Here is a 26,893-nt window from a genome sequence, read left to right as displayed (position 1 = left end):
GCGTCGCTGTCGCGCAGCAGCCGTGGGGTCCGAGAGGGCATGGCTTGATTCTATGCGAACACGCGTTCGAAGAGAAGGGGCTATCCCCAGATCAGAGCAGGTTGTGGAAACCTCAGCCACAGACAACTGAGAGAGACCAGCGGTGAAGTCGGCGACGGCGAAAGGGGAACACCCGAGGTACCGAGACGGCGAGCGACCACCGAGTGCCATGACCGCCACGGCAACCACCGACAAGCAGCGAGCCGACCGCGGCTGGCCGACCACCCGTCGCCGTCAGCATTCGGGTGCGGGGGTCTCGACAAGCTCGACCACCGGATCCGCGCTCGACCACCGGATCCGCGCTCCACCGCCGGAGACGCGCTCCACCACCGGAGCCCGGCCGACCACCGAAGGAGACGGCGCCTACCAGCTGCCGGGCTCGAGCGCGGCCCGGCTCGGCGGAAGGGCGTTGTAGAGCCGCAGCGAGGGGCGCAGGCCGTCGCCCCCGTGGTCCGGGTGGTAGCCGATCACCGAGACCGAGGCGGGCGTGAGCTCCATGCGGAACACCGCCGCGAGCGGCGCGTCGAGGGCGTCGGCGACGAGGGTCTTGATCGGCGTCACGTGGCTGACCACGACGATCGTCCGACCGGCGTGCCGGGCGAGGGTCCGCTCGAGGCCCGCGTGCACCCGTTCCTGGACGGTGCGGAACGACTCGCCGCCCGGAGGCGCGACGTCCAGGGAGCCGAGCCAGGCGTCGAGGCCGGCCTGGTCCCGCTCGGCGACCTCGAGGAAGGTGAGGCCGTCCCAGTCGCCGAACTCCATCTCCGCGAAGCCGGGCTCCTCCTCGACCGGGAGGCCGAGCTCGTCGGCGACGATCTGCGCGGACTCTCGCGTCCGGCGCACGGGCGAGGAGACGACCGCTGCGACGTCCTCCCCCAGGCCCCGGAGCCAGGCGGCCGCCGCGGCGATCTGCTCGCGGCCCTCGTCGCTCAGCGGGGGGTTGTCGCCGCCGAGACCGCCGGAGAAGCGCTTGGCGGAGGTGTGCACGGTGACGCCGTGGCGCAGCAGGATGAGCGTGGTCGCCCCACCGCCCGACGCCGACCAGCCCCGCGCGGGTGCCTGGCGCTCGGCGGCGTCGCCCGACTCGACGTCGTCGACGAGCGAGGCGCCTGCCGCAGCCGCCGTCTCCTCGCCGTCCAGGGCCCGGTTGACCAGGCGGTCGGCGTCCGCGTTCTCGGCCCGCGGGACCCAGGTGTAGACGACCTCGCCGATCTCCGCGGCGAGCGCCCGTGCCCGCTCGGCCCGGGCGGCGAGGTCAGCGTGCTTGATCCGCCAGCGACCGGAGAGCTGCTCGACGACCAGCTGGGAGTCGAGACGGGCCTCCACGGACGCGCCCGGGGCGTGGTCGCGGGCGAGCCGCAGACCCGCGATCAGGCCCTCGTACTCCGCGGCGTTGTTCGTGGCGACGCCGAGGCGTCGTCCCTCCTCGGCGATCACCGCGCCGGTCTCGGCGTCGGCGAGCACCGCGCCGTAGGCGGCCGGTCCGGGGTTGCCGCGCGAGCCGCCGTCGGCGTGGACGACGACCCGGCGGGTCACAGGCCGGACTCCGAGGTGCGCACCAGGATGCGCGAGCACTCCTCGCAGCGGAGCACCTGGTCGGTCGGGGCCTTGCGGATCTCGCCGAGGACGGCGGCGTCGAGGGTGATCTGGCAGCCGGTGCAGCGGCGCTGGTGCAGCCTCGCGGCGCCGATGCCGCCCTTGGCCGCGCGCAGCTTCTCGTACAGGGCGAGCAGGTCGGCGGGGATCGCCTCGGCGAACGGACCGCGCGAGCGCTCGACGTCGGCCAGGCGCGCGTCGATCTCGGCGAACCTCTCGTCGCGGGCGGCGGTGAGGGCGGCGAGCCGCTCGTCGAGCTCGGCGATCTCGGCGGTGACCGCGTCGAGGGCGCCCTGCGCGGCCTCGACCCGCTCCATGACCTCGAGCTCGTCGTCCTCGAGGCTGCGGATGCGGCGCTCGAGGGAGGCGAGCTCGCCCACCAGACGCTCCAGCGACTTCGGGTCGGTGACCTGACCGGCGTCGACGCGGGCCTGGTCGCGGTCGCGGCGGGCCCGCGCCTGCTCGACGTCGGCGTCGACCTTGCTCTGCTCCGAGGCGAGGTCGTCGACGACGATGCGGTGGTCGGTGGCCCGACCGGCGAGCTCGGCGCGGGTCTTCGTGACGGCGGCGATCTCGGCGAGCTCGGGCACCGAGCGCCGCTGGTGTCGCAGCTGGTCGGCCGAGGTGTCGAGGTCCTGCAGCTCCAGGAGCTCCAGCTGGACGGACGGTTCGGCTCTCACCGGGCAGGCTCCTCTGACACGCGGATGGTCCACGGGTCGGTGCACGTGGTGCTGACCCGCAGCGACACCGTAGCGCCGTCGGCGTCGAGGTCGGCGATCGCGGCGCGCAGCCGCTCGGCGAGCACCGGCAGCCAGGTCCACTCCGCGGCCCAGTGCGCGACGTCGACGAGCGCGGGGCCGCCGGTGAGCGCGCTGCGCTCGAGGAACTCCGACGCCGGGTGGTGGCGCAGGTCGCTGGTGAGGTAGACGTCGACGTCCCGGCGACCGACCTCGTCCAGCAGGAAGTCGCCGGCGCCGCCGCACACGGCGACGCGCCGCACCGGCCGGTCGGGGTCGCCCGCGGCGCGCACGCCCTGGGCGGTGGCGGGCAGTGCGGCGGCGACCCGCTCGGCGAAGCCGCGCAGGGTGGTCGGCTCGACGTCGCCGATGCGTCCCGTGCCGGTCGGGGCCAGCCCGGGGTCGGCGAGCTCGACGACGGCGTAGGCCGGCTCCTCGTACGGGTGTGCGGCCAGCATCGCCCGCACCACGTCCGCGCGCGACGCGCGGGGCAGCACCACGTCGATCCGCTCCTCCGGCACCGTCTCGGGCTCGCCGACCGTGCCGATCGTCGGACGCGCTCCTGCGAGCGGCCGGAAGCGCCCGGTGCTGGCCACCGAGGAGGAGGCGGCGTCGTAGTCGCCGAGGCGTCCGGCGCCGGCGTCCGCGAGCACGGCGCGGACGCGGTCGGCGTGCGCCACCGGGACGTGCACGCTCAGCTGGTCGAGGGCCGGGCCGGCCGCCGGGACGATCGGCGTGAGGCCCGAGAGCCCGACCGCGTGCGCCAGCGCCTCGGACACCCCGCCGAGCGCCTGGTCGGCGTTGGTGTGCGCGGTGAGCAGGGCGCATCGCGCCTCGGCCAGGGTCATCAGGGTGCGGCCCTTGGGGGTCTCGGCGGTGAAGCCGTGCACGCCCTTCAGGAAGAGCGGGTGGTGGACGACCAGCAGGTCGGCGTCCCACGCGGCGGCCTCCTCGGCCACGCTCGGCGCGGGATCGACGGCCAGCAGGATCCGCCGGACCTCGCGCTCGGGGTCGCCGTGCACGAGCCCGACGCGATCCCAGCCGTCGGCGGTGTGCGGCGGGTACCAGGCATGGACGAGATCGACGACGTCGCGCAGGCGGAGCACGTCGCCGATCCTGCCAGGACCGGGGCGCCGGTCAGTTGACCTGCCGCTCCCGACCCTCCCAGTAAGGCGCCCGCAGCTTGAACTTCTGCAGCTTGCCGGTGGCCGTGCGGGCGAGCTCGTCGCGGAACTCCACCGAGGTCGGCGCCTTGTAGCCGGCCGCCTTCTGCTTGCACCACGCGATCAGCTCGGCCTCGGTCTCCGCGGCCGCCTCGTGGCCGGGCGCCAGGACGACCAGCGCCTTGATCGTCTCGCCCCACTTCTCGCTCGGCACGCCGATGACCGCGACCTCCGCCACGGCAGGGTGGGAGAACAGGACGTCCTCGACCTCGATCGAGGAGACGTTCTCGCCGCCGGTGATGATGACGTCCTTCTTGCGGTCGCTGATCGTCAGGTAGCCGTCGTCGCCCAGGACGCCGCCGTCGCCGGTGTGGAACCAGCCTCCGGCCAGCGCCCGCGCGGTCTCCTCCGGCTGCTCCCAGTACCCCTCGAGGACGACGTTGGACCGGGCGAGCACCTCGCCGGCGGTCTCCTCCGCGTCGTCGATGGCCAGGGTGACGCCGAGCGCCGGAGCGCCGGCGCGGGTCAGCAGGGCCGCGCGCTCGAGGGTCGGCAGATCGTCCCACTCCGCCCGACGGCGGTTGACGGTGAGCAGCGGCGAGGTCTCGGTGAGCCCGTAGATCTGGATGAACTCCCAGCCGAGCTCCTCCTCGACCCGCGCGACGGTCTTCGTCGGCGGCGGCGCGCCGGCCATGATGATGCGCACCCGGTCGCGGCCCGGGATCTCCCCCTCCCAGCTCTGCGCGGCCTCGAGCACCGCCGCGGCCACCGCAGGCGCCGCGCACATGACGGTGACGCCGTGGTCGCGGACCCGTCGCAGGATCTCCGCGCCGTCGACCTTGCGCAGCACGATCTGCGGGATGCCCAGGCCCGTGGTGGCGAACGGCATGCCCCAGCCGTTGGCGTGGAACATCGGCAGGGTGTGCAGGTAGACGTCGCGGTCGGTGAGCGCCACGTGCAGGCCGAACGTGACGGCGTTGGTCCAGATGTTGCGGTGCGTGATCTGCACTCCCTTGGGCCGGGCCGTGGTGCCGCTGGTGTAGTTGATGCAGGCCGTGGCCGACTCGTCGTGCTCCCACGGCACGGGCTCGACGCCTGGCTCGGCGTAGAGCTGGGCGTCGTCCTCGCCGATGACGACCTTGAGCTCGGCCTCCACGCCCGCGAGCTCGTCGGCCAGCTCGGGGTCGACGACGAGCATCCGGGCGCCGGAGTGCTCGACGATGTAGGACACCTCGTCGGGCCGCAGGCGGAAGTTCACGGGCACCAGGACGCGCCCGGAGCCGGCCACGCCGTAGAAGGCCGCCAGCAGCCGGGCGCTGTTGTGCGAGACGTAGGCGACCCGCTCGCCCACCCCGATGCCGAGCTGGTCGAGCCGGGCGGCCTGCCGCCGCGCCAGGGCGCCGAGCTCGCGGTAGGTGAGCGCGCCGGGGGTGGCCCCGCCCAGCGGGGACGCCGGCTGCTGCGGCTCGTCGACGACTCCGACGCGGTCGCCGTACACGGCGACCGCGCGGTCGAGGAAGTCGTTGACGCTGAACGGCACGAACATGACGCGCTCCTGGGACGACGGGCTGTGACGCAGGACACCCTAGGACGGTCCGCCGACAGCGGGCTCGGCCACGCGCCCGACACGGCGCCGCCGCGCGCCGAAGCGTCCCGCCGGTGCGCCGAGCGGTCGCGTCTGCGGTGAGAGTGCTCTCATGCCGGTGGCGGCGTGGGCCGGCGGGCCGCCAGACTTCCCCCATCATGAACCGCTCCTGGCCCGCCCTCGCGATGCTCGGCCTCACCCTGCCCCTGGCCGGCTACGTCGCCGGCGTCGTGACCGCGGCGGGCGCCGACGCCCCGCCGACGCGACCGCCGCTGCTGATCGGCCAGGAGCTCGCGCCGACCCCGTACGCGACCCGCGGCGCGGAGCCGAGCGCCCGACCGTCCTCCTCGCCGCGTCCCGGCCGCGAGGCGTCCAGCGCTCCGAGCGGTGCCCCGCGCACCGGCTCGCCGGCGACCGGCCCCGGCCGGACCCGGCCGACGAGCAGCACGGCGTCGCCCTCGGCGCGCCCCTCCCGCGAGTCCGGCGAGGACTCCTCGGGCTCGGCGTCCGGCGGCGACCGCCCCGGCGGCGAGCCGACCCGGTCCTCGGACTCGGGCTCGCACTCGGGCTCGGGCTCGGGTGGACGCGGCGCCGGCGGATCGCACTCCTCCGGCGGCGTCTCCGAGATCGATCCCGAGGTCGACGACGTCAGCGGCGACGACTCGGGCGGCGACTCGGGCTCCGAGGACTCCGGCCGCTCCGACGACTCCGGTCGCGGCTCCGGCCGCGGTTCCGAGGACGGCAGCGGCGGCAGCGGGTCGAGCGGGTCGGGCCGCGGCGGCTCCGACCGCGGGGGCGAGGACTGACCCGCCACCGGCGCCCCGGAGCCGCGCACCGCGCGTCTGCCCCGGCACGGCCGCGCCCGTCGCGGCGCCGGGTTCGCCACACTGGTGCCGTCCGGGCCGCGAGCCGCCCGGCGCGTCGGCGGGAGGGGGCAGCGGATGGTCGCGCGTGAACGCGGGGTGCGCGGACGCCTGCCCCTGCTGTCGGTGCGCGTGCGCATCACCCTCGTCGTGGCGCTGCTCGCCTCCATCGCCCTCGGGCTGTGCGGGCTGATCGTCTTCGCCGTCGAGCAGCAGCGCATCGAGGAGCAGACCGCCGAGCAGATCGACCAGGAGCTCGCCGAGCTGGCCCGCCTGCAGCGCTCGCCCGCCGAGTGGGTCGTCGACGACCGCCCGCGCGCCGCCGACCTGCTCGACACCTTCCTGCGGCGCAACGTGCCGCAGGCCGACGAGGTCCTCGTCAGCTGGTACGACGACCGAGCCCAGCGCTCCTCGCCCTCCGGCAGCGCCGGGGTCGCCGGCTCGGACGCCCTCGCCGCCGCCGTGCGCGCGCTGCTGCCTGCCGGCGGCAGCCGGATCGTCGACCTGCCCGAGTACGGACGCGCCCGGGTGACCGTGCAGGCGGTCGCCTCCCCGGGCGACCCGCAGGCCGGGGCGCTCGTCGTCCTCACCTACCTCGAGCCGGGCCAGCGGGGCCTGCGCGACACCCTGCGCACCTACCTGGTCGTGGCCCTGCTGAGCCTCCTGCTGGTCATCGGCGTCGCCGGGTGGGCCGCCGGCCGGCTGCTCGCCCCGCTGCGCGTGCTGCGGCAGACCGCGGAGGAGATCTCCGACTCCGACCTCTCCCGACGCATCCCGACCAGCGGCCGCGACGACATCACGGCGCTCACCCGCACCGTCAACACGATGCTCGGGCGACTCGAGGAGGCCTTCGCCGGCCAGCGGCGCTTCCTCGACGACGCCGGACACGAGCTCAAGACCCCGCTGACGGTCCTGCGGGGCCACCTCGAGCTGCTCGACGTCGGCGACCCGGTCGACGTGGAGGAGACCCGGACGCTGCTGCTCGACGAGGTCGACCGCATGTCGCGCCTGGTCGGCGAGCTGATCCTGCTGGCGAAGTCCGACCGACCCGACTTCGTCACCCCCGCAGCGACGGACGTCGCGGTGCTGACCGACGTCGTGGCCGCCAAGGCGCGCGGGCTCGCCGCCCGCGACTGGCGGGTCGACGCCCGGGCGGACGTCACCGCCGAGCTCGACGAGCAGCGGCTCACCCAGGCGCTGCTGCAGCTGGCCGACAACGCCGTCAAGCACACCGACGACGGGGACGAGATCGGGCTCGGGTCCGCCGTCGACGGCGACCGGCTGCGACTGTGGGTCCGCGACACCGGCCCCGGCATCCCCGCCGACCAGCGCGAGGCCGTCCTCGAGCGGTTCGGGCGCGGCACCGTCCGGCCCGGCGACGAGGGGTTCGGGCTCGGCCTGTCGATCGTCCGCGCCATCGCGACCGCCCACGGCGGCCGCGTCCAGATCGACGACGCCCCCGGCTCCGGCGCCCGGGTGACCCTCGTCGTCCCGCTGCGCCTGCCCGACCAGCCGCTCATCGAGGAGCTCACATGGCCCGCATCCTGATCGCCGAGGACGAGAGCCGCATCTCGTCCTTCCTCGCCAAGGGGCTCAAGGCGGACGGCCACCAGACCACCGTGCACGGCGACGGCCGCTCCGCGCTCGACGCAGCGCTCAGCGGCCAGCACGACCTCATGGTGCTCGACATCGGCTTGCCCGCCCTCGACGGCTTCTCGGTGCTCCAGCGGCTGCGCGAGCAGGGCTCGACGATGCCGGTGATCGTGCTGACCGCCCGCGACTCCGTCACCGACACCGTCTCGGCGCTGGACGGCGGCGCCGACGACTACATGGCCAAGCCCTTCCGGTTCGCCGAGCTGCAGGCGCGCATCCGGCTGCGCCTGCGGATGGCGGAGTCGTCGGCCGTCGGGTCCGACGTGCTGCGGGCCGGCGAGGTCGTCCTCGACCTGCGGACCCGCCGCGCGAGCGTCGGCGAGCAGTCGGTCGACCTGTCGGCGCGGGAGTTCGCCCTGGCGGAGTACCTCATGCAGCACGCCGGGCAGGTGCTCTCGCGCGAGCAGCTCCTCGACCGCGTGTGGGGCTTCGACTTCGACCCCGGATCCAACGTCGTCGACGTCTACATCGGGTACCTGCGTCGCAAGCTCGGGTCCTCGAGCATCACCACGGTGCGCGGCATGGGCTACCGCTTCGAGTCCTGACGCCCGTCGCGGTCCGCGCCGCTGCTGCGGACCGCCTCGGACGCACGACGACGCCGCCCCCGGTCGACCCGGGGACGGCGCCGCTGCGTGGCTGGGGAGCCGGTCAGTCGTCCGAGCCCTCGTCGTCGCCGCCGCGACCGTGGTCGCCGCGGCCGCCGTGGTCAGCGCCGACCTGGCCGTGCTCGAGGCCCTCGTCGTCGGCGTGCTCGGCGCCCTGCGAGCCGTGGTCGTCGCCCTGCTCGCCCTGCTCGTCGGCATCGTCGCCGTGGTCGTCGCCCGGCTCGGCGGTCGGGCTGGGCGCCGAGGTCGGGTCGGTGGTCGGCGTCGGGGTCGGCGTCGGGTCGGGCGCCTCGGTGGGCTCCGGCGCCTCGGTGGGCTCGGCCGGCTCGGGCGTCACGTCGTCGGCGCCGCGGGCCTGCTCCGCCTCGGCGCGGGCGAGCTCGCGCTCGGCCTTCGCGGCGGCCCGGGCCTTGCGCTCGGCCTCGAGGCGGGCGGTGCGGAGGGCCGCGCGGACCTCGCGGAGGCGGTGGTTCTCGCCGGAGACCTGCTGGCCGTGCTCGGACGCGGCGGGCGCGGTGGCGCCGGCGGGCACCGGCGGAACGGGGGCGGAGTCGCCGCGCTGGGCGAGGCCGGGGGCGGCGAACGCAGCCACGCCGGTGAGGGCGAGCGCCGCGATGCTGGTGCTGACGAGGAGGGTCGGACGGGCCATGGTGGTCTCCCTGGATCGGACGGATCGGGCGGGACCGGCCGCAGCGGCCGATCGGTACGGGCATGAGCCTGTGGGAGTCCCGTGAGGTGACCGTGAGCCCGCGGTGAGAGGGCTCTCACACCGCGGGCCGGCGTCCGGTCGACCCGCTCAGACCAGGCCGTCGACGATCAGCAGCACGCCGAAGAGCGCGAACAGCACGGCGGCGCCGACGGTGATGACCCGCTCGGGCAGCTTGCGTCCGAGCACCGCGCCGACGCCGATGGCGAGCGCGTCGGCGGCCACCATGCCCACGGTGCTGCCGATCCAGGTGCCCAGCCAGCCCTCCTGGGTGGCGAGGGTGATCGTGGCGAGCATGGTCTTGTCGCCGAGCTCGGCGAGGAAGAACGCCAGGCCGACGGCGACGATCGCCGCGCCCTGGCTGTTGCGGGCCTTCGCGGCCTCGTCCTCGGTCAGCTCGTCACCCCGGAGCGTCCAGGCGGCGAAGCCGAGGAAGGCGAGGCCGGCCACGATCGAGATCGCGCCCTGGTAGTCGGCGAACTGGTCGCCGATCACCGCGCCGATGCCGACGGAGGCCAGGTGCACCACGGCCGTGGCCACCGTGATGCCGATCAGGACGTCGCGGGCCCGGTAGCGGGCGGCGAAGGTCATCGCCATCAGCTGGGACTTGTCGCCCAGCTCGGCGACGAAGATGACGGCGGTGCTCAACAGGAAGGCGTACATGAGGGGTCCTCGTGCTCAGGGCGCCGGCCGAGAGCCACCCAGGGAGGACGCTTCGACCGGGCTGCCGGCGAAGGCCGGTGCCGATGGTCGAAAGTCTCGTCCGCCCGCACGAGGCGGGCCCGCCGTACCGGACCGCATGGGCGGCCAGTGTGTCGACACGGCTGTTGGGGACTACTCCCTTTCGTGCACGAGCCTAGCGCGGCCCGGCCGTCGTCCCCGCATCGGGGCGCCCGCCCCGACCGAGGGGTGAGGACGCGACTGCGCCCGGACCCAGCAGGGCCCGGGCGCAGTGCGGTGGTGCGGGGCGTCAGGCGCCGGTCGGCCACTCGACGGTGGTGACCTCGCCCCCGACGACCGTGGCGGTCAGGACGACGTCGTCGCCGCCCTTGTGGAACAGCTCGTACTCGCCCTCCACGAGGTCGGGGAAGACCAGGGACGGGACCGGCCCCGAGGCCGTCGGACGCGACACCACCGCGACGTGCGGACGGTGCCCGTGCCCGTGGCCGTGCCCGTGGCCGTGTCCGTGGCCGTGGTCGTGCCCGTGACCGGGGTCGGCCCCGACGGGCGCGATCTCGACCTCCTGGCCCTCCATCGACGCCGGCGTCGTGACGACCAGCGCCCCGACATCGCCACCGATGTCGAGCAGGACCATGCCCTGCCCGGCCCAGGCGTTCTCGACCGTCGCCTCACCCTCGCTCATGCCGACGTCAGCCCTCGTTCAGCTCGGTCGACGTCGTGCCCGGCGTCGTCTCGTACCCGCCACCGGGGTGGCCCAGGAACGGGAACTTCGTGAGCAGCGGCGAGTTGGTGTACGACGAGCCGTCGGAGACCAGGCCCACGGCGTCGTCGACCTTGTAGGAGCTGTCGACCAGCGGGATGGTGGCGCCGGCCACCGCCCGCAGGGCGATCGTCGTGACGTCGTCGGTGAGCCGGCGGCCGTTCGGGAAGCCCGCGAGGTCTCCCCCGACGACGCCCAGCGCGTTCGGCTCCTCCGCCGGCGGGATCGCCAGGTTGAGCCGCAGGACGTCGGCCTTGGTGCGACCGGTGTAGTTCGCGAAGCCCGGGACGATGCCCTTCGGGATGCCGGTGAGCAGGATCGCGTCGAGGTCGGCGCGGTCCTTGTCGTAGGCGGCCAGGTTCGGGAACGCGCCGGGGTAGAGCACGGGCAGCAGGCCGGCGAGCTCGGGACGGGCGACGTACTTGGCGTACGTCGCGTCGCCTGCGGGCTCCGAGGCGTTCCACCTGTCCTTCTCGGCCATCGGCACGATGACCTCGTTGAACAGCGGGTTGGCCAGGCGGGAGACCTGCTTCCACGGACCGATGCCGACGAACTTGCCGGTGGCCTCGTCGAAGGTGCGGGTCGCGCGACGGCTCGCCGTCGCCCACACGCCGATGGTGGACGCGCTGGACTCCGGGTTGGTCGGCTTGCCGCCGTCGCGCGTGAGGTCGGTGATCGGCACCTCGAGCGCGATGGTGTGCACGTTGAAGGACTGCACCGAGTTGATGCCGTCCATGGTCGCGAGCTTGATCAGGTGCGCCTGGTTCAGCGGACGCAGTCCGCCGAGGTCGAAGATCGAGCCGAGGTCGACCCAGAACGCGTCCGCGCGCTGACCGGCGAAGACCCGGGCGCCGCCGGGCAGGTCGCTGATCGCCGAGTTCGCGAGCTTGGCGTAGTCGGGGGTGCTGCGGGGGCCGACGTTGACCGGCGGCGTCGGCAGGCCCTTGGCCAGGAACGCGCTCTTGCCGTCCTTGCGACGCAGCACCGAGTAGGTCTGCGGGCGGTTCCAGGCGGTGCTGGTCAGCGAGGTGATCGGGCCGGTGTTGTAGAGGAAGGTCTTGGGGTTGCGGACCTTGGTCTCGAACCGGAACTGGTAGGTGATGTCGGCCTTGCTGCCCGGGCGGTTCGAGATGTTGATCTCGTAGAGCACGTCGTCGCCGAACTCGAAGAAGTTCGGGCCGCTGTCGGGCTTCTGCAGCGGGATGAAGTTGGCGATCAGGATGACCTTGGTGGGGTCCTCCGGGCTGATGAACGCGTAGGTGTCGGTGCCGTCGGCGACCGGGTCCTTCGAGATCTCGGGGGCTTCGCGGTGGGACGACATGCTCAGCGGCCTCCTGCTGCGTTGAGGATGCGGACGACGAGGTCGCGATCGTGGAGCACGATCTCCCGCTCGCCCACGTGCAGGCGCACGCGGTCGGACTTGGGGTCCTCGATGTGGACGGTCACGGGCTCCGCGGCCCGCTTCGGGCTCGGCGTCGCGGCGCTCGCGCGTCCGCTCGTCAGCGTGATCGCGCCCGCGGCCGCCCCGGCCCCGGTCATCGCGATCAGCCCTCTCCTGCTGGTCTCGCTCATGACGCTCCTTCCGGCCGCCGGAGCGGCCTTCGTCGTGACGCAGTGATCCGCGCCACATCTGCTTCGGAGCCTCCTCCCGATCGGATGGGGAACGGAAGGGAAATCTCGGACGGCGGGCGAGGTGCACCCGACCGGGTGAGATCTCCGGCGCGAGCGGGGTGGGCGCAGAGGGTGTCGAACCCCCGACCGCTGGTTTGTAAGACCAGTGCTCTACCACTGAGCTATGCGCCCTCGACCGGGCGCGAGGCCCGGGCACCGCCGACGAACGGCCAGGTCAGCCTAACGGTGCCGGCGGCGCCTGCGACGGGCGCCCGAGCCGGGACGTGAGAACCGGACCGCTGGCGTCTCGGGTCACCAGCGGTCCGGCTCCACCAGAGTAGGCGCTCCGGACACCGATGTCCGCTGTTCGAGCGTAAAACCTGCTTTCGCGCTCGCATCGCGGACACCCGGGCCGCGCCCGGTCGCGGTCGGGAGCGTCGGATCGGTCAGACGAGCGCGGCCAGCTGACGCAGGTGCTCGTCGAGGTCGCGGCCCTCGGGCATCGCGTTGTGCACCGACCACCGGACGACGCCGGCCTTGTCGATGACGTAGGACGAGCGGCGCGCGGAGCCGCTGCGCTCGTCGAAGACGTCGTACGCCCGGCTGACCTCGCCGTGCGGCCAGAAGTCGCTGAGCAGCGGGAAGTTCAGCCCGTCGGCGTCGGCGAAGGCGCGCAGCGCGAAGATCGGGTCGCAGGAGATCGCCAGCACCTCGGTGTCGAAGGTGACGAACTCGTCGAGCCGGGCGCGGATGCCGGCCATCTCGCCGGTGCACACCCCCGAGAACGCGTACGGGTAGAAGAGCAGCGCGACGGCCTTGCTCCCGCGGTACTCCGAGAGCCGGACGTCCTGACCGAACTGGTCGCGGAGGCAGAAGTCGGGCGCGGGACCGCCGAGGGTCAGCCCGGTGCCGGCTCCTGCGTCGCCCCGCGCCACCGGGTCGGCCACCGCGTCGGGGCGGCTCACGAGGTGGACAGCTCCCGCTTGAGGACCTTGCCGGTGGCGTTGCGGGGCAGCTCGTCGAGGAAGACGACGTCGCGCGGCACCTTGTACCGGGCCAGGTGTTCCTTCACCCAGCCGCGGACGTCGTCCTCGGACAGGGAGCCGGCCTCGCGGCACACGACGAACGCGCGCAGCCGCTTGCCGAAGTCGGGGTCCTCGACGCCGATCGCGGCGACCTCAAGCACGGCGTCGTGGCGCGCGATGCAGTCCTCGACCTCCTTGGGGAAGACGTTCTCGCCGCCGGACACGATCATCTCGTCGTCGCGACCCTCGACGTAGAGCCGACCGTCGGGCCCGAACCGGCCGACGTCGCCGGTGGACATCAGACCGTCGATGACCTCCTTGCCGCCGCCGCCGGTGTAGCCCTCGAACAGCAGGCCGTTGCCGACGAAGATGCGGCCCGGCTGCCCCTGCGGCACCTCGCGTCCCTGCTCGTCGAGGATCCGGACGACGGTGGCGTAGGGCGGGTGGCCCGCGGTGGACGGCGCGGCCCGCAGGTCGGCCGGGCCGGCGATCGCGGCGTAGGCGACCTCGGTGGAGCCGTAGGTGGAGTAGAGGTTGTCGCCGAAGCGGTCCATCCAGCTCAGCGCGAGGTCGCCGGGCAGCGCGGAGCCCGAGGACGCGACGACCTCGACGTGCGCGAGGTCGTGCCGCTCGAGGACCTCGTCGGGGAGCGCGAGGATGCGCTGCAGCATGACCGGGATGACGACGAACGAGGAGCACCGCTCGTCCTCGAGCACCTGGAGCGCCGACTCGGGGTCGAACCGGCGACGCAGCACGATCGTCGACCCCAGCAGCATCGACAGCGCCAGGTGGCCGAAGCCCCAGGTGTGGAACAGCGGCGCGGCGATGTGGGTGCGCCAGCCGTAGCGCAGCGGCAGGCCGGAGAGCAGCGAGACGGCCGCCTCGACGCCGGCCTCGCTGCGCGGCGCGCCCTTCGGGGTGCCGGTCGTGCCGGAGGTGAGGATGACGATGCGGGCGTGCCGCTGCGGGGCGGCGAGATCGGCGGCGTCGTGGCCGGCGATCAGCGACTCCAGCGTCGGCAGGCCGTCGACCAGGCCCGCGGCGTCGGGCGTGGAGTCGGTCCAGGCGAGCACGCGGTGCTGGACGGCGGAGTCGCCGATCAGGCCCGCGAACTCCTCGTCGTAGACGAGCACGGTCGGCTTGTCGCGGGCGAGGACCTCGCGCAGCTGCGGCCCCGCGAACGCGGTGTTGAGGTAGAGGATGTCGGCGCCGAGCTTGGCCGCGGCGTTGGTGGCGTCGATGAAGCCGCGGTGGTTGCGGGCCATGATCGCGACGCCGTCGCCCTCGCGGACGCCGAGCGCCGCCAGGCCGCGGGCCAGCGCGTTCGAGCGCGCCTGCATCTGGCCGAAGGTCACCTCGCCGAGCTCGTCGACGATGCCGACGCGGTCGGGCTCGCGGATCGCCAGGCTGGCGAAGCCCCCGGCCGGGCCCGGGCCCCAGTCGGAGAGCGTCTTCGCGAGGCGCGCGAGGACGATCGGCGAGTACGGCCGGATGATGCCGGCGCGCGAGAGGACCTTGAGGCTGGTGCCGGCGGCGGACGCACCGGAGACGAGCTTGTTCAGCACGGGGGGACTCTAGCCCGCGCCGACCCCGCCGACGCAGCCCGACGACCCGCTGCGGGACGTCGCGATGCTCACGTCGCGACCGCCCGGATCAGGAGACGGTCTTCGGCGCCACGAGACGGGTGGCCGACCACTCCTTGCTCACGGTGGCGGTGGTGGTCTGCGAGAGCCCGGCGATCGGCGCGGCCTCGGCGATGTCGGCGGGGTCGACGGCCCCGGGACGACCGACCTTGGGCGTCAGCAGCCAGATCGAGCCGCCGCCGACGAGGTCGGTCAGGGAGTCGACCAGGCCGTCGACGAGGTCGCCGTCGTCCTCGCGCCACCACAGCAGGACGGCGTCGACGACGTTGCCGTAGTCGCCGTCGACCATGTCGGAGTCGATGGCGTCCTCGACCGCGACGCGCAGCGCGTCGTCGGTGTCCTCGTCCCACCCGAGCTCCTGGACGACCATCCCCCGGGTGAACCCGAGGCGGGCCGCCGGACCCGTCGCTGCTGCATCTCCGGCCACGCCGGTCTGGGTGGACCCGCCACCCGCGGTCGCGCTCACTGGTTCCTCCACTGCTCTACGTCGACGATTCGGGCCCCGGACGCGTCCGGGGTGGTGAGTAGTCCAGCGGAGATGCCGGAGGGGCGCAACCTCTTCGCCGCAGGTCACGCCCACGATCGGCGCCGTCGGGCCGCGGCTCGGAGGGGTCGGACGTCGCCGCGGCGGCGCCGGGTGTGGCCGCGTCCGCGCCCGCGGGGCCCCCTCGAGGGGTGACCCGAGGACCGTCCCGATCGCCCCGTGACCGGACTCCGGAGACCGGCGTCCGGAACGCGTCATGCCTGCTCAGAGGCCCAATCGGCAGCCGCGCGACCGTACTCGCGGGTAGATTCCGTAGCCCGCTCCGGCGTGCCACGATGGGGACGTGACCGAGGAAACAACCACGCCTTCAGGCACGACTCGCACCGGCGGCACCCCGTCGGTCATCCACGAGGGACTGCCCACCCAGCTGCCCGACATCGACCCGGACGAGACCCACGACTGGCTCGACTCCTTCGACGCGCTGCTCGACGAGCGCGGCCGCGATCGGGCGCGCTACCTGATGCTGCGCCTGCTCGAGCGGGCCCGCGAGCGACAGGTCGGCGTGCCGGCGCTGCGCAGCACCGACTACATCAACACCATCCCGCCCGAGCGCGAGCCCTGGTTCCCCGGCGACGAGGAGGTCGAGCGCCGCATCCGCGCCTTCATCCGCTGGAACGCCGCGGTGATGGTGTCGAGCGCGAACCGCAAGGGACTCGAGGTCGGCGGGCACATCGCCACCTACCAGTCCTCGGCGAGCCTCTACGAGGTCGGCTTCAACCACTTCTTCCGCGGCAAGGACCACGAGGGCGGCGGCGACCAGGTCTACATCCAGGGCCACGCCTCCCCCGGCATCTACGCCCGCGCCTTCCTCGAGGGCCGGCTCAGCGAGGAGCAGCTCTACCGCTTCCGGCAGGAGGTGCAGCACGGCGCGCACGCCGGTCTCTCCTCCTACCCGCACCCGCGGCTGATGCCGGAGTTCTGGGAGTTCCCGACCGTCTCGATGGGCCTCACCGGCCTGAACTCGATCTACCAGGCGCGGTTCAACCGCTACCTGCACAACCGCGGCGTCAAGGACACCTCCCAGCAGCGCGTCTGGGCGTTCCTCGGCGACGGCGAGATGGCCGAGCCCGAGTCGCTCGGCGCGATCCGCATCGCGGCCCGCGAGGAGCTCGACAACCTGGTGTGGGTCGTCAACTGCAACCTGCAGCAGCTCGACGGGCCGGTCACCGGCAACGGCAAGATCATCCAGGAGCTCGAGGCCAACTTCCGCGGCGCGGGCTGGAACGTCATCAAGGTCGTCTGGGGCCGCGAGTGGGACGCCCTGCTCGCCCGCGACGTCGACGGCGTGCTGGTGAACCAGATGAACATCACGCCCGACGGCCAGTTCCAGACCTACAGCACCGAGGACGGCGCGTACGTCCGCGAGCACTTCTTCGGCGGCGACCCGCGCCTGCGCGCGATGGTCGAGCACATGAGCGACTCGCAGATCTCCAAGCTGCCGCGCGGCGGTCACGACTACCGCAAGGTCTACGCCGCGTTCGACGCCGCGACGAAGCACGCCGGCCAGCCGACGGTGATCCTGGCCAAGACCATCAAGGGCTGGACGATCGACGCCCTCGAGGGCAAGAACGCCACCCACCAGATGAAGAAGCTGACCCAGGACGACCTGCGCAAGTTCCGCGACCGGCTGTACCTGCCGCTCTCCGACCGCGACCTGGCCCGGGCCTACGAGGAGACCGGCACCGCGCCGTTCTTCCACCCCGGCGAGAAGTCGCCCGAGATCGAGTACATGAGGGAGCGACGCCACCAGCTCGGCGGCTCGCTGCCGCGCCGGGTCGTGCGGGCCGAGCCGCTGAAGCTGCCCGGCGACGCCGTGTACGCCGAGGTCAAGCAGGGCGGCGGCAAGCACAAGGTGGCCACCACCATGGCCGCCGTCCGGCTGCTGAAGGACTGGATGAAGGACCCCGGCATCGGGGCCCGCATCGTCCCGATCGCGCCCGACGAGTACCGCACGTTCGGCATGGACTCGATGTTCCCGAGCGCGAAGGTCTACAACCCGCAGGGCCAGCTCTACGACTCGGTGGACCGGAAGCTGCTGCTGTCGTACAAGGAGTCGGCGCAGGGGCAGATGCTGCACGAGGGCATCTCGGAGGCCGGGGCCATGGCGTCGGCGATCGCGGCCGGCTCGGCGTACGCCACCCACGGCCAGCACATGATCCCGTTCTACATCTTCTACTCGATGTTCGGGTTCCAGCGCACCGGCGACTCGATCTGGGCCATGGCCGACCAGCTGGCCCGCGGCTTCCTCGTCGGCGCCACGGCCGGCCGCACCACGCTGACCGGCGAGGGCCTCCAGCACGCCGACGGGCACTCGCCGCTGCTGGCGGCGTCGAACCCCGCGATCGTGCACTACGACCCCGCGTTCGCCTACGAGGTCGGGCACGTCATGCGGGCAGGCCTGGAGCGGATGTACGGCTCCACCGACGAGCACCCGCACGGCGAGGACGTCATCTACTACCTCACCGTCTACAACGAGCCGGTCGAGCAGCCCGCCGAGCCGGCGGACGTCGACGTCGAGGGCATCCTGCGGGGCCTCCACCGCGTCTCGACCGGCGAGGGCGACGGGCCGCGCGTCCAGCTGCTCGCCTCGGGCGTCGGCTACCCGTGGGTCAAGGAGGCCGCGCGCCTGCTCCGCGAGGAGTGGGGCGTCGCCGCCGACACCTGGTCGGTGACGTCGTGGAACGAGCTCGCGCGCGACGCCGTGGCGGCCGAGGAGTGGAACCTGCTGCACCCGAGCGAGACCCCGCGCACCGCCTACGTCAGCGACAAGCTGGCCGGCGCCAACGGTCCGTTCGTGGCGGTCTCGGACTTCCAGACCGCGGTGCCGATGCAGATCGCCCGTTGGGTGCCCGGCGACTACTGCGTGCTCGGCGCGGACGGCTTCGGCTTCGCCGACACCCGCCCCGCGGCGCGCCGGTTCTTCCACATCGACGCCGAGTCGGTCGTCGTCCGCACCCTGCAGGCGCTCGCCGACGCCGGCGAGATCGACCCGGCGCTGGTGCAGAAGGCGTTCGACCAGTACCGCATCGACGACCCCACCGCGGTCGCCGGTCGCAAGCAGGAGGGCGGCGACGCCTGACGTCGTCCCACCCTCGCCGGAGGCCCTCGTCGCTCGTCGACGGGGGCCTTCGTCGTCCTCGGGGCGGGCGAGACCGGCCCCGAACGCACCGAAGCCCGGCCTGGACGGCCGGGCTTCGTGGTGGCTCCCCCGGTTGGACTCGAACCAACAACCCTGCGATGCCGCCGCGAGTGCGATGAGCGCATGACGCCAGTTGACGCTCTCTGCCGATAAACGCCACTTGAACTGGGCAAACGCTGGCGTCTAGTGGTGTCGCGCTGACGCTGGTTGACAGCCCTTGACAGAGTTTCTGGCCTGTTTATGGACACCTTCAAGTCTCCGCCGCGAAGCGCATCTCCTCGTCGTGTGCGTGCGCTGCCTGCCTGAAGGTTGCTGGCCACGCGTGTCAAGGAGGTCGCCGCGGTCGGTTTCCAGAGCCATCCAGAGACCGCCTCGGCGCCGATAAGAGATCGGACACTTGAGGTCGGGAGGAGGATCCGAAGAGATTTGAACCAGCGACCTCTGGACGCCGCCCGCGTCGCCATCGCGCTAGAGAGTGCTTTGACCAGGCTTGCTGACATGGGCCGTGACCTGCACGAACGTCCGGCAACGGAGCATCCTCGGACCCCGAGTTCTTGACGCCGTGCGTGCTCGTCTGACGGCTTGCGCTCGCGTTTTCGGGACATATTCGCGACACGACTCGAATCTCTCGATAGTGCCCCCCAGTCCTAGCGTCCCGCCTGCGCGGTGACGAGTTACGTCACGTCCCGACGCGGTAGGTCCGTCTCCACCTGACCAGATACGATTCGGTGCCGCCTGCCGCCAACTTCTTGACTCAGGCGCGCCGTGCTGGCGTTCACGCGTTCCCGCGGTCGCACTGGTCGAAGATCTGGTCGACCAACCCGCTCGAGCGGGTGAACAAGGAGATCAAGCGTCGAGCGCGCGTCGTCGGGATCTTCCCCAACGATGCCGCGGTGATCCGCCTGGTCGGCGCCGTGCTGGCCGACTTGCACGACGAATGGCAATCAGGCGACCGCCGCCCCTTCTCCGAAGGCTCCATGGCACTCCTCAAGCCCAACGGCGATACTGGCACCGTCGCCGCGATCAACAGCGGCGAGTAGGCACCGAGGATCAACCGTCAAAGCCCACCACCCAGCGGGGCACTTCCCGGTGCTCGTCGTGCCACCTCTGGAGCCGCTCGCTGTACGTCGAATCTCGCCTCGTTTTCCTGTCCGAGGACGAGCGGGTCCGGATCGCCGACCTGGCCAGCCGGGTCTCGGGCCGACAGCGATCGGGCGGGAGTTGGGCCGCGCAGCATCGACGATCAGCCGCGAGCTGCGACTTGACCCTGCTTGAATCGGACGAATTCGAACGACGATGTCCCCTCCCGCTCGGCCAGCGGGTCGATATCGGATTCCTGCCCAGCCTCCCGGTACGCCACCGACCGAAGACCGCGAGCTTCCCGTAGCCCGCATCATCGGCGATACGCCGATAGCACGGGAGCAGCCGCCTCGATCCGCTTCTCCGGGTGAACGCTCGGCAGATCCGAAGCTGCATTCACGTGCTGACTCACTGCGGGCTGGCTGATTCCGAGCGCCGTTGCGATCTCCCGCTGACTCATCCCCGTTGCGACCATCTCCCTCAGCGCGGGCACACGCCGAAGCTGTGCGACATCCTCATCATGTCGCGCGGCGCGACACTCGGCCGAGAGGTCCATAAGGCAACCTCATCACGGTCGCTGCGCTGAGCGCTCCCCTGAGCGTCGGGCTCAGCAGCGTCACACCGGAGGTTAAGAGGGCGCGATCAAATCCAGCTGCCACCGGAGCGACCGCGTCGCGGCCCGCTCCACCGCCGGGCCTGGTAACCAATGAGGGGTACCAGCCGCTGCCAGGTCACGGGGCTGCACTGTAAGTCTCGTCGTCCACGTAGACCGAGCTCCCGAGCTCGAGGAACTGTGCGGACTTCTCGGCCATGCCCGTCGCGACGTAGTCGCGGACGTCCTGGCTGATCCGCATCGAGCAGAACTTCGGCCCGCACATGGAACAGAAGTGCGCGGTCTTGCTGGCCTCGGCCGGGAGCGTCTCGTCGTGGAACGCCTCGGCGGTGTGCGGGTCCAGGGAGAGCGCGAACTGGTCGTGCCAGCGGAACTCGAAACGGGCACGTGACAGCGTGTCGTCCCAGTCGCGGGCACCGGGGTGACCTTTGGCGACGTCGGCCGAGTGGGCGGCGAGCTTGTAGGTGATCACCCCGGTCTTCACGTCGTCGCGGTTGGGCAGGCCGAGGTGCTCCTTGGGGGTGACGTAGCACAGCATCGCGGTGCCGTGCATGGCGATCGCCGCCGCGCCGATGGCAGAGGTGATGTGGTCGTAGCCGGGCGCGATGTCGGTGGCCAGCGGCCCGAGGGTGTAGAACGGCGCGCCGTGGCACCACTCCTGCTGCAGGACGACGTTCTCCTCCACCAGGTTCAGCGGCACGTGCCCGGGGCCCTCGACCATCACCTGCACGTCGTGCTCCCAGGCGCGCTGCGTCAGCTCCGCCAGGGTGCGGAGCTCGGCGAGCTGCGCCTCGTCGTTGGCGTCGGCGGTGCAGCCGGGACGGAGGCCGTCGCCGAGCGAGAAGGACACGTCGTACCGGGCGAAGATCTCGCACAGGTCGTCGAAGTGGGTGTAGAGGAAGTTCTCCTCGTGGTTCGCGAGGCACCAGCCGGCCATGATCGAACCGCCACGAGACACGATCCCGGTGATCCGCTGGGCGGTCAGCGGCACGTAGCGCAGCAGCACGCCGGCGTGGATGGTCATATAGTCCACGCCCTGCTCGCACTGCTCGATGACGGTGTCCCGGAACACCTCCCAGGTCAGCTTGCTGGCGTCGCCGTCGACCTTCTCCAGTGCCTGGTAGATCGGCACGGTCCCGATCGGGACCGGGGAGTTGCGGATGATCCACTCGCGGGTGGTGTGGATGTCGTCCCCGGTGGACAGGTCCATCACCGTGTCCGCGCCCCAGGTCACCGCCCAGGTGAGCTTGTCGACCTCCTCGGCGATCGAGCTCGTCACCGCGGAGTTGCCGATGTTGGCGTTGACCTTCACCAGGAACCGGCGTCCGATGATCATCGGCTCGGCCTCGGGATGGTTGACGTTGGCCGGGATGATCGCGCGCCCGGCTGCCACCTCGGAGCGGACCAGCTCGACGTCACAGCCCTCACGGATCGCGACGTACTCCATCTCCGGGGTCACCCGTCCCTGGCGGGCGTAGTGCATCTGGGTGACGACGCCGGCGCCGCGGCGCGGACGAGGCCTCGTCCCCCGCCACTGCTCGCGCGCCTCGCCCCGCCGGAGCGCGGCCTTGCCGTTGTCGAGCAGCTGGGTCTCGCGCCCGGCGTACTCCTCGATGTCGCCACGCTCGGCGACCCAGGCGGCCCGCAGGGGCGGCAGGCCCACCTCGGGGTCGCTGCCCGGTCCGGCGGTGGTGTATCTGTCGAACGTCTCGCCGTTGGTCAGCGCGACCCGGGTGAACGGGACACGGATGTCGGCTCGCGATCCGCTGCGGTGGACGGTGCTGTGGCTCGGGTGGATCTGCATCACTTCTCCTGGGTGGGCGGGTTGTGTCGGGCTGGGGTGAACGTGTGGGCGACCGGTCCGCGGCCGCGACCGAGACGCCAGTCGGCGCTGGTGCGCAGGGCGGCCGCCACGAATGTGTGGGCGGCGGTGGCGGCGTCGATCAGGTCGGCGCCGCTGGCCAGGTGGACGGCGAGGGCCGCCGCGAACGTGCACCCGGTGCCATGGTCGTTGGTCGTGGGTACGGCGGCGTGCTCGACCGTCCGCACCCGACCGCGGGCGTCCACCACCACGTCGCGGCACGTCGGGGCCTCGGCGTCACCACCGGTGAGCACGACCGCAGGCCCGAGCGCATGCAGGGCCAGAGCCACGTCCTCCCGCGGATCCGCCGGACCGGCGCCGGTCAGCCGGAGCGCCTCGTCGAAGTTCGGCGTGACGACCGTGGCTCGCGCAAGGACATGGGCGCGGTAGGCGGCCACCACTGCGGCATCGCCGAGCTCCGCACCGCTCGTGGCGACCAGGACCGGGTCCACGACCAGCGGGAGTCCGGGCGGCAGGTCGGTCACCACTGCGGCGACCTCGGCGGACCCGAGCATGCCGGTCTTGACCACGGCGACCGGCAGGTCCTCCAGGACGGCGTCGATCTGGGCCCGGACATCGTCGGCCGACAGCGGCACGACCCGGCGCACTCCGACGGTGTCCTGGGCGGTCACGGCCGTGACGGCGCAGGCCCCGTGCGCACCGAGCGCCGCGAACGTCGTCAGGTCGGCGGCCACCCCGGCGGCACCGCCGGAGTCGGTGCCGGCGACGGTCAGTGCGACCAGCGGGCTGCTCACCGGACAGCCTGCGAGATCCGCCGGAAGGCGCCGCCGGGGTCGTCGGCGCGCATGACGGCACCCATGACGGCCACCCCGTGGGCACCCGCGTTCCGCAGGTCCGCGGCGTTCTGCTCGTCGACCCCTCCCAGGGCGAAGACCGGCACGTGTCCTGCGAGCGTCACGGCACGTCGGAGGCCGGGCAGGCCGAGAGCGGGGCCGTAGCCGGGCTTGGACGCCGACGCGGCGACCGGCGAGATCGTGAGGTACGACGCACCGCCGGACACGGCGGCGCGGATCTCGGCGTCGTCGTGGCATGAACGTCCGTGCGGGAGGGGAGGCCCCTCGTCGGGGCGCGCCTGCGCCGTTGCCAGGTGCACGCCGGCCACTCCGTCCAGCCGGGTGCGAGCGCTGAGCACGGCGACCCCGGCCGCGCCGAGCGCGCGGGCGAGCCGTTGCCGCTGGTCCTCGGGCAGGTCGAGCTCGCGCAGCACCACCGCGTCGAGCCCCGCATCGACGCACGCGGCCACGGTGCCCACGAGGTCGCGGCCGGCGGGAAGCTGACTGCGGTCGGTGAGCAGCAGCACGCGGGGCAGGTTCATGTGCCCACCCGGCCCGCCATCGGGCTCGACGCGCGAGCGGTGGTGAGCCGGGGGATGCGACCGGCCCGGCGTGCCATCTCGCCGGCCCCCACCGCCGCCCGCAACGCCGCGGCCATCTGGGCGGGACGGTCCGCCCGGGTGATCGCCGTGGCCGCCAGCACGGCATCACATCCCAGCTCCATCGCGAGCGCCGCATCGCTGGCGGTGCCGATCCCGGCGTCCAGGACCACGGGAACCGCGACAGCGGCGCGCACGGCCTCGATGGCCCTGGGGTCGTCGAGGCCACGGCCCGTGCCGATCGGAGATCCGAGCGGCATGACGGCCGCGCAGCCGACGTCGACCAGGCGCCGGGCGAGGACCGGGTCGGCACTGGTGTAGGGCAGCACCGTGAATCCCTGCCGGACCAGCGTCTCGGCCGCGTCCAGCAGCTCGACGGCGTCCGGCATCAGGCTCGTCTCGTCGCCGATCACCTCGAGCTTGACCCAGTCGGTCTCGAGTGCCTCGCGCGCCAGCTGAGCGGTGAGCACGGCCTCCCGGGCGCTGAGGCATCCCGCCGTGTTCGGCAGGATGCGCACACCCAGCGCCCGGAGCATGTCGAGCAGCCCGCCGCGCTCGGTGTCGGAGGTGCGCCGCACCGAGACGGTCACCAGACCGGGCCGGGCCGCCTCGACGATCTCACCCACGAGGCTGGTGCTGGTCAGACCCCCGGTGCCGATCCACAGCCGCCCGGGGAGGTCGATACCCGCCACCCGCATCCCAGTCACCCGCCCTGGTGGGCGGTGACGACCTCCACCGCGTCGTTCTCCGACAACCGAGTTTCGTGCCACGCCGCCGCCGGAACCACGGCGCCGTTCAGCGCGACTGCCACCCCTCGCGCGGACGGCACGAGGCTGTGCAGGGTCGCCTCCTCCTCCACCACCCGCGGTGTCCCGTTGACCTTGATGTTCATGGCACGACCACCCTTCCGTGAGGTGCCGGCGTGAGACTTCCGGAGCCGTACGACGAGAACCGGCTCGGCACGAACCGCCGCACCGTGGCTGGTACGTCACCACCTTCGACGTAGGCCCGCACGGCCCGAGCGGTCACCGGAGCCAACAGCACGCCACCGCGGTAGTGGCCGACAGCCAGCACCTGGCGCACGGGTCCGACCGCGGGGTGCGGTCCGATCAGCGGCCCGTTGTCGGGGGTGCCGGGGCGATGCCGGGCGGTGATCTCGACGACTTCGGCGCTCTCCAGCCCGGGGACGAGGGTGCGCGCGGCGTGCAGCAGCCGCACCACCGCCCCGAGCGTCGCCACCGGCTCCGAGGCATGCTCCTCCTCGGTCGCACCCACCACGACCTCGCCGCCCGCCCGCGGCACGACGTACACCGTCTCGCCGTGCACCCGCGCGCGCAGGACCCGGGACGGCCGGTCGGCCCCCCGCAGCCGGATCGTCTCTCCCCGGACCGGTCGGACCTGCGGCACCAGGCTTCGGGCCTCGGCCCCGGTCGCGACGACCACCGCGTCGCAGCCGAACTCGGTCCCGTCCGCGAAGGCGACTCCCCCGTCGAGCACCGTTGCCCGGGCACGGACCACCCGGTCACCCAGCAGGCACAGGAGGGCCTCGGCGACCAGGCGCGGGTTGACGTTGTGATCCTCGGGAAGCAGGGTCGCGCCGGCGACCCGCGACAAGGTGGGCTCGTGCGCGCGTGCCTCTCGCCGGTCGAGCTCCTGGAAGGCGATGCCTTGGGTCGCGAGGACCTCGAGCGTGCGTCGCATCTGCTGCAGGTCGTCGTGGTCCTGCCCCACCAGCAGCGTGCCCGCGGTGCGCAGGTCGATGTCCACGCCGGAGGCGGCCTGCAGTCGAGCCGCGTACTCCGGCCACAGTCGCGCAGAGGCGACGCCGAGCCTGAGCAGGTCGGTCTCACCGTGCCAGGCCTCACCGGCCGGGGCGAGCATCCCGGCCGCCGCCCGGGTGGCGCCGCCGCCCGGGTCGGGATCGAACACCCGCACGTCGTGCCCGCAGCGCACTAGCTCCTCCGCGCAGGCGAGACCGACTATGCCGGCACCGATCACCGCCACCCTCATGCGAGCGCGATGGCGTCGACGAGTCCTCTCGCGGCGATGGCGGGCTGGGGTGATCGACAGATGGCCGACGCCACCGCGACCCCGTAGGCCCCGGCCGCCATCACCTCGGGCACGCGCTCGGCGTTGATGCCAGAGATCGCGATCGCCGGCAGGACCCGAGCCGCATCACGCAGCGTCTCCAACCCGATCGGGTTGGGGAGACCGCTCTTCGTGGTCGTGGGATAGACGGGCCCAACACCCACGTAGTCGGCGCCCTGCGCCTTCGCCTCACGGGCCTGATCGGCGTTCCGGCAAGTGCCGCCGACGAGGAAACCCTGCGGTGCCAGGCGTCTCGCCGCGGCGACGGGGACGTCATCACGGCCGAGGTGGACACCGTCCGCGCCGGCGGCAAGTGCGAGGTCGACGCGGTCGTTGACGATGATGCGCGCCGAGGTCCCGGCAAGGCGATCCACGAGGATGCGGGTGAACGCGACAATCTGACGGTCCGACAGCGACTTCGCCCGGACCTGGACCGCGTCGACGCCCTGGCGGACCACGGCCTCCAGCACGGCGATTGCTTCGTCGTCGTACGACCCGAAGTGGGTGATGCAATGAATGCGCGGTAGCACGTCGCTCCTCACTTCCTTCGCCGGCATTACCCGGATCAGGTTCGACGGTCGGAGCGGCTCCAGCCCCATCTCAGCCCGATGCCTCGGGCTCCCGTGTGGAATGCGACGATCGTAGCAGCCGTGCAAGCTCTCTCGGAAGGAGGTCAGCCGGACGGCCCAGCCGTCCCGCATTTTGCGTGACAACCACGCCGACCCGCGGTGAGGCCAACCAGTGAGCTGAGCAGGTCAGAGCCCGGCGACGTCGCCGATCAGGATGATCGCCGGCGGGCGTACCTTCTCGGTCTCGATCGACTTTCCGAGCTGACCCAAGGTCGTGCGGATGACCCGCTCGCTCGCCAAGGATCCGTCCACGACGATGGCCGCGGGCTGGCCGGTGTGGCGTCCGCCATCGATGAGAGTCTGGGCGATCACAGCGGCGTTTTGGACGGCCATCATCAGAACGATCGTGCCTCTTGATGCGGCCAGGGCGTCCCAGTTGACGAGGCTGTCAGGGTAGCCGGGCGGTACGTGTCCTGAGACGACGGTGAAGTCGTGGACGACACCTCGGTGTGTGACGGGAATTCCCGCCAGCGCTGGTACGGAGATGGACGAGGAGAGGCCGGGGATGACACGGACCGGGACCCCGGCTTGTTGTAGGTGAAGCACCTCCTCGAACCCTCGGCCGAAGACGTGGCTGTCGCCTCCCTTGAGGCGGACGACCCTCTTTCCGGCTCGTGCCCGGTCGAGCAGGACGGCGTTGATGTCTTCTTGGGCGGTGAACCGGCTGCGCGGGAACTTGGCGACGTCGATGAGCTCCACATCGGGAGCGAGCCCCGCGAGCAACTCATGCGGCACCAGCCGATCGGTCACGACGACATCCGCGCCGAGCAGCGCCTTGAGGCCAGCGATCGTGATGAGGTCCGGGTCGCCTGGGCCGGCGCCGACGAGGGTGACTCCGGCGAAGGAGGCTGGGTCGAGGCAAAGGGCTTGGTCAGGCAT

Annotated in this window: 25 protein-coding genes, 1 tRNA gene, 1 pseudogene and 1 riboswitch; of the genes and pseudogenes, 5 read left to right on the top strand and 22 right to left on the bottom strand. The window is 72.6% G+C overall.

Features of this window, described 5'->3' with window-relative positions; all coding sequences use genetic code 11:
- Window positions 1–402: 402 nt before the first annotated feature.
- The 4 genes from K8Z61_RS18385 to K8Z61_RS18370 are packed head-to-tail and all read right to left on the bottom strand — an operon-like array spanning window position 403 to window position 5,081.
- Window positions 403–1,575 carry a bifunctional RNase H/acid phosphatase gene (locus K8Z61_RS18385; RefSeq protein WP_224131768.1) on the bottom strand — a complete coding sequence of 391 codons (1,173 nt, stop codon included), beginning with the start codon at window positions 1,573–1,575 and terminating at the stop codon, window positions 403–405.
- Window positions 1,572–2,315, bottom strand: coding sequence for a zinc ribbon domain-containing protein (locus K8Z61_RS18380; protein WP_224131766.1), 744 nt, complete (start codon window positions 2,313–2,315; stop codon window positions 1,572–1,574). The genes K8Z61_RS18385 and K8Z61_RS18380 overlap by 4 nt, the downstream gene beginning before the upstream one ends.
- On the bottom strand, window positions 2,312–3,478 hold the full coding sequence (locus K8Z61_RS18375) for a YqfO family protein (protein WP_224131764.1): 1,167 nt from the start codon (window positions 3,476–3,478) through the stop codon (window positions 2,312–2,314). The genes K8Z61_RS18380 and K8Z61_RS18375 overlap by 4 nt, the downstream gene beginning before the upstream one ends.
- Before the next feature lie 31 nt (window positions 3,479–3,509).
- Complete coding sequence (locus K8Z61_RS18370; protein ID WP_224131762.1) at window positions 3,510–5,081, bottom strand: AMP-binding protein; 1,572 nt, start codon at window positions 5,079–5,081, stop codon at window positions 3,510–3,512.
- Window positions 5,082–5,278: 197 nt separating this feature from the next.
- On the opposite strand from K8Z61_RS18370, the gene K8Z61_RS18365 reads away from it, so the two are divergent.
- The 3 genes from K8Z61_RS18365 to K8Z61_RS18355 all read left to right on the top strand — a co-directional run bounded on the left by K8Z61_RS18365 (window position 5,279) and on the right by K8Z61_RS18355 (window position 8,181).
- Window positions 5,279–5,926, top strand: a complete 648-nt coding sequence (locus K8Z61_RS18365) for a TOP6B-like family protein (protein WP_224131760.1) — start codon at window positions 5,279–5,281, stop codon at window positions 5,924–5,926.
- Between the two features lie 135 nt (window positions 5,927–6,061).
- Window positions 6,062–7,531 carry a HAMP domain-containing sensor histidine kinase gene (locus K8Z61_RS18360; RefSeq protein ID WP_224131757.1) on the top strand — a complete coding sequence of 490 codons (1,470 nt, stop codon included), beginning with the start codon at window positions 6,062–6,064 and terminating at the stop codon, window positions 7,529–7,531.
- The gene (locus K8Z61_RS18355; protein WP_224131755.1) at window positions 7,516–8,181 is read left to right on the top strand and encodes a response regulator transcription factor; all 666 of its coding nucleotides are present in this window, start codon (window positions 7,516–7,518) and stop codon (window positions 8,179–8,181) included. The genes K8Z61_RS18360 and K8Z61_RS18355 overlap by 16 nt, the downstream gene beginning before the upstream one ends.
- Window positions 8,182–8,284: 103 nt before the next feature.
- Here K8Z61_RS18355 and K8Z61_RS18350 read toward each other — a convergent pair whose 3' ends face one another.
- From K8Z61_RS18350 to K8Z61_RS18310, 9 genes are all read right to left on the bottom strand, one after another.
- Window positions 8,285–8,890: a hypothetical protein gene (locus K8Z61_RS18350; protein WP_224131753.1), complete on the bottom strand. Its 606-nt coding sequence runs from the start codon at window positions 8,888–8,890 to the stop codon at window positions 8,285–8,287.
- 147 nt (window positions 8,891–9,037) lie between these two features.
- The gene (locus tag K8Z61_RS18345) at window positions 9,038–9,610 is read right to left on the bottom strand and encodes a TMEM165/GDT1 family protein (protein WP_224131751.1); all 573 of its coding nucleotides are present in this window, start codon (window positions 9,608–9,610) and stop codon (window positions 9,038–9,040) included.
- 307 nt (window positions 9,611–9,917) lie between these two features.
- Window positions 9,918–10,310 (bottom strand): hypothetical protein, encoded by a 393-nt coding sequence (locus tag K8Z61_RS18340; RefSeq protein WP_224131749.1) that lies wholly within the window; start codon window positions 10,308–10,310, stop codon window positions 9,918–9,920.
- A 7-nt stretch (window positions 10,311–10,317) separates the two neighbouring features.
- Window positions 10,318–11,709, bottom strand: a complete 1,392-nt coding sequence (locus K8Z61_RS18335) for a DUF4331 domain-containing protein (protein WP_224131747.1) — start codon at window positions 11,707–11,709, stop codon at window positions 10,318–10,320.
- Between the two features lie 2 nt (window positions 11,710–11,711).
- Window positions 11,712–11,960, bottom strand: coding sequence for a twin-arginine translocation signal domain-containing protein (locus K8Z61_RS18330; protein WP_224131746.1), 249 nt, complete (start codon window positions 11,958–11,960; stop codon window positions 11,712–11,714).
- Window positions 11,961–12,119: 159 nt separating this feature from the next.
- Window positions 12,120–12,191: transfer RNA gene (locus K8Z61_RS18325), tRNA-Val, on the bottom strand.
- Window positions 12,192–12,445: 254 nt separating this feature from the next.
- A complete protein-coding gene (locus K8Z61_RS18320; protein WP_224131744.1) occupies window positions 12,446–12,964 on the bottom strand; it encodes a peroxiredoxin in 519 nt (172 codons plus the stop codon).
- Complete coding sequence (locus K8Z61_RS18315; RefSeq protein WP_224131742.1) at window positions 12,961–14,589, bottom strand: AMP-binding protein; 1,629 nt, start codon at window positions 14,587–14,589, stop codon at window positions 12,961–12,963. Before K8Z61_RS18315 ends, K8Z61_RS18320 begins: the two co-directional genes overlap by 4 nt.
- An 88-nt stretch (window positions 14,590–14,677) precedes the next feature.
- Window positions 14,678–15,133, bottom strand: coding sequence for a DUF3052 domain-containing protein (locus K8Z61_RS18310; RefSeq protein ID WP_224131740.1), 456 nt, complete (start codon window positions 15,131–15,133; stop codon window positions 14,678–14,680).
- A gap of 361 nt (window positions 15,134–15,494) precedes the next feature.
- Between K8Z61_RS18310 and aceE the strand changes: the two genes are divergently transcribed.
- Window positions 15,495–18,290, top strand: coding sequence for a pyruvate dehydrogenase (acetyl-transferring), homodimeric type (gene aceE / locus K8Z61_RS18305; protein WP_224131739.1), 2,796 nt, complete (start codon window positions 15,495–15,497; stop codon window positions 18,288–18,290).
- A gap of 842 nt (window positions 18,291–19,132) precedes the next feature.
- Window positions 19,133–19,390, top strand: a pseudogene (locus K8Z61_RS18300) (transposase); the annotation flags it as partial.
- A gap of 353 nt (window positions 19,391–19,743) precedes the next feature.
- Here the strand turns inward: K8Z61_RS18300 and K8Z61_RS19505 are convergent.
- The 9 genes from K8Z61_RS19505 to cobA all read right to left on the bottom strand — a co-directional run bounded on the left by K8Z61_RS19505 (window position 19,744) and on the right by cobA (window position 26,893).
- A complete protein-coding gene (locus K8Z61_RS19505) occupies window positions 19,744–19,890 on the bottom strand; it encodes a winged helix-turn-helix transcriptional regulator (protein WP_224131772.1) in 147 nt (48 codons plus the stop codon).
- A 271-nt stretch (window positions 19,891–20,161) separates the two neighbouring features.
- The gene (thiC, locus tag K8Z61_RS18285; protein ID WP_224131737.1) at window positions 20,162–21,847 is read right to left on the bottom strand and encodes a phosphomethylpyrimidine synthase ThiC; all 1,686 of its coding nucleotides are present in this window, start codon (window positions 21,845–21,847) and stop codon (window positions 20,162–20,164) included.
- Entirely contained in the window at window positions 21,847–22,659 is an 813-nt protein-coding gene (gene thiD / locus K8Z61_RS18280) for a bifunctional hydroxymethylpyrimidine kinase/phosphomethylpyrimidine kinase (protein ID WP_224131735.1), read from the bottom strand. Before thiD ends, thiC begins: the two co-directional genes overlap by 1 nt.
- Window positions 22,656–23,240, bottom strand: coding sequence for a thiamine phosphate synthase (locus K8Z61_RS18275; protein ID WP_224131733.1), 585 nt, complete (start codon window positions 23,238–23,240; stop codon window positions 22,656–22,658). Before K8Z61_RS18275 ends, thiD begins: the two co-directional genes overlap by 4 nt.
- Window positions 23,237–23,995 carry a thiazole synthase gene (locus K8Z61_RS18270; protein ID WP_173406168.1) on the bottom strand — a complete coding sequence of 253 codons (759 nt, stop codon included), beginning with the start codon at window positions 23,993–23,995 and terminating at the stop codon, window positions 23,237–23,239. Before K8Z61_RS18270 ends, K8Z61_RS18275 begins: the two co-directional genes overlap by 4 nt.
- A 5-nt stretch (window positions 23,996–24,000) precedes the next feature.
- Complete coding sequence (thiS, locus tag K8Z61_RS18265; protein ID WP_224131731.1) at window positions 24,001–24,189, bottom strand: sulfur carrier protein ThiS; 189 nt, start codon at window positions 24,187–24,189, stop codon at window positions 24,001–24,003.
- Window positions 24,186–25,307, bottom strand: a complete 1,122-nt coding sequence (thiO, locus tag K8Z61_RS18260; RefSeq protein ID WP_034228028.1) for a glycine oxidase ThiO — start codon at window positions 25,305–25,307, stop codon at window positions 24,186–24,188. The genes thiS and thiO overlap by 4 nt, the downstream gene beginning before the upstream one ends.
- Window positions 25,304–25,915 (bottom strand): thiamine phosphate synthase, encoded by a 612-nt coding sequence (gene thiE, locus K8Z61_RS18255; protein WP_224131729.1) that lies wholly within the window; start codon window positions 25,913–25,915, stop codon window positions 25,304–25,306. Before thiE ends, thiO begins: the two co-directional genes overlap by 4 nt.
- Window positions 25,910–26,019: riboswitch (TPP riboswitch) on the bottom strand. (Overlaps the previous gene by 6 nt.)
- A 121-nt stretch (window positions 26,020–26,140) precedes the next feature.
- On the bottom strand, window positions 26,141–26,893 hold the full coding sequence (gene cobA, locus K8Z61_RS18250) for a uroporphyrinogen-III C-methyltransferase (protein ID WP_224131727.1): 753 nt from the start codon (window positions 26,891–26,893) through the stop codon (window positions 26,141–26,143).

Origin of the sequence: Nocardioides sp. TRM66260-LWL (genome assembly GCF_020075545.1) — a bacterium.
In the GTDB taxonomy this organism is placed as follows: Bacteria; Actinomycetota; Actinomycetes; order Propionibacteriales; family Nocardioidaceae; genus Nocardioides.
The sequence above is the reverse complement of the archived record's forward strand: the minus strand, read 5'-3'. Positions and strand labels throughout refer to the sequence as shown.

Bases quoted from the DNA above. Each gene is read 5' to 3' on its own strand.
- K8Z61_RS18330 (WP_224131746.1), bottom strand. From the start codon at position 11,960: ATGAGCGAGACCAGCAGGAGAGGGCTGATCGCGATGACCGGGGCCGGG.
- K8Z61_RS18365 (WP_224131760.1), top strand. From the start codon at position 5,279: ATGAACCGCTCCTGGCCCGCCCTCGCGATGCTCGGCCTCACCCTGCCC.
- K8Z61_RS18270 (WP_173406168.1), bottom strand. From the start codon at position 23,995: ATGCGGGTGGCGGGTATCGACCTCCCCGGGCGGCTGTGGATCGGCACC.
- thiO (WP_034228028.1), bottom strand. From the start codon at position 25,307: ATGAGGGTGGCGGTGATCGGTGCCGGCATAGTCGGTCTCGCCTGCGCG.
- K8Z61_RS18355 (WP_224131755.1), top strand. From the start codon at position 7,516: ATGGCCCGCATCCTGATCGCCGAGGACGAGAGCCGCATCTCGTCCTTC.
- K8Z61_RS18360 (WP_224131757.1), top strand. From the start codon at position 6,062: ATGGTCGCGCGTGAACGCGGGGTGCGCGGACGCCTGCCCCTGCTGTCG.
- thiS (WP_224131731.1), bottom strand. From the start codon at position 24,189: ATGAACATCAAGGTCAACGGGACACCGCGGGTGGTGGAGGAGGAGGCG.
- thiC (WP_224131737.1), bottom strand. From the start codon at position 21,847: ATGCAGATCCACCCGAGCCACAGCACCGTCCACCGCAGCGGATCGCGA.
- cobA (WP_224131727.1), bottom strand. From the start codon at position 26,893: ATGCCTGACCAAGCCCTTTGCCTCGACCCAGCCTCCTTCGCCGGAGTC.
- K8Z61_RS18370 (WP_224131762.1), bottom strand. From the start codon at position 5,081: ATGTTCGTGCCGTTCAGCGTCAACGACTTCCTCGACCGCGCGGTCGCC.
- K8Z61_RS18335 (WP_224131747.1), bottom strand. From the start codon at position 11,709: ATGTCGTCCCACCGCGAAGCCCCCGAGATCTCGAAGGACCCGGTCGCC.
- K8Z61_RS18345 (WP_224131751.1), bottom strand. From the start codon at position 9,610: ATGTACGCCTTCCTGTTGAGCACCGCCGTCATCTTCGTCGCCGAGCTG.
- K8Z61_RS19505 (WP_224131772.1), bottom strand. From the start codon at position 19,890: ATGAGTCAGCGGGAGATCGCAACGGCGCTCGGAATCAGCCAGCCCGCA.
- K8Z61_RS18350 (WP_224131753.1), bottom strand. From the start codon at position 8,890: ATGGCCCGTCCGACCCTCCTCGTCAGCACCAGCATCGCGGCGCTCGCC.
- K8Z61_RS18275 (WP_224131733.1), bottom strand. From the start codon at position 23,240: ATGAACCTGCCCCGCGTGCTGCTGCTCACCGACCGCAGTCAGCTTCCC.
- K8Z61_RS18340 (WP_224131749.1), bottom strand. From the start codon at position 10,310: ATGAGCGAGGGTGAGGCGACGGTCGAGAACGCCTGGGCCGGGCAGGGC.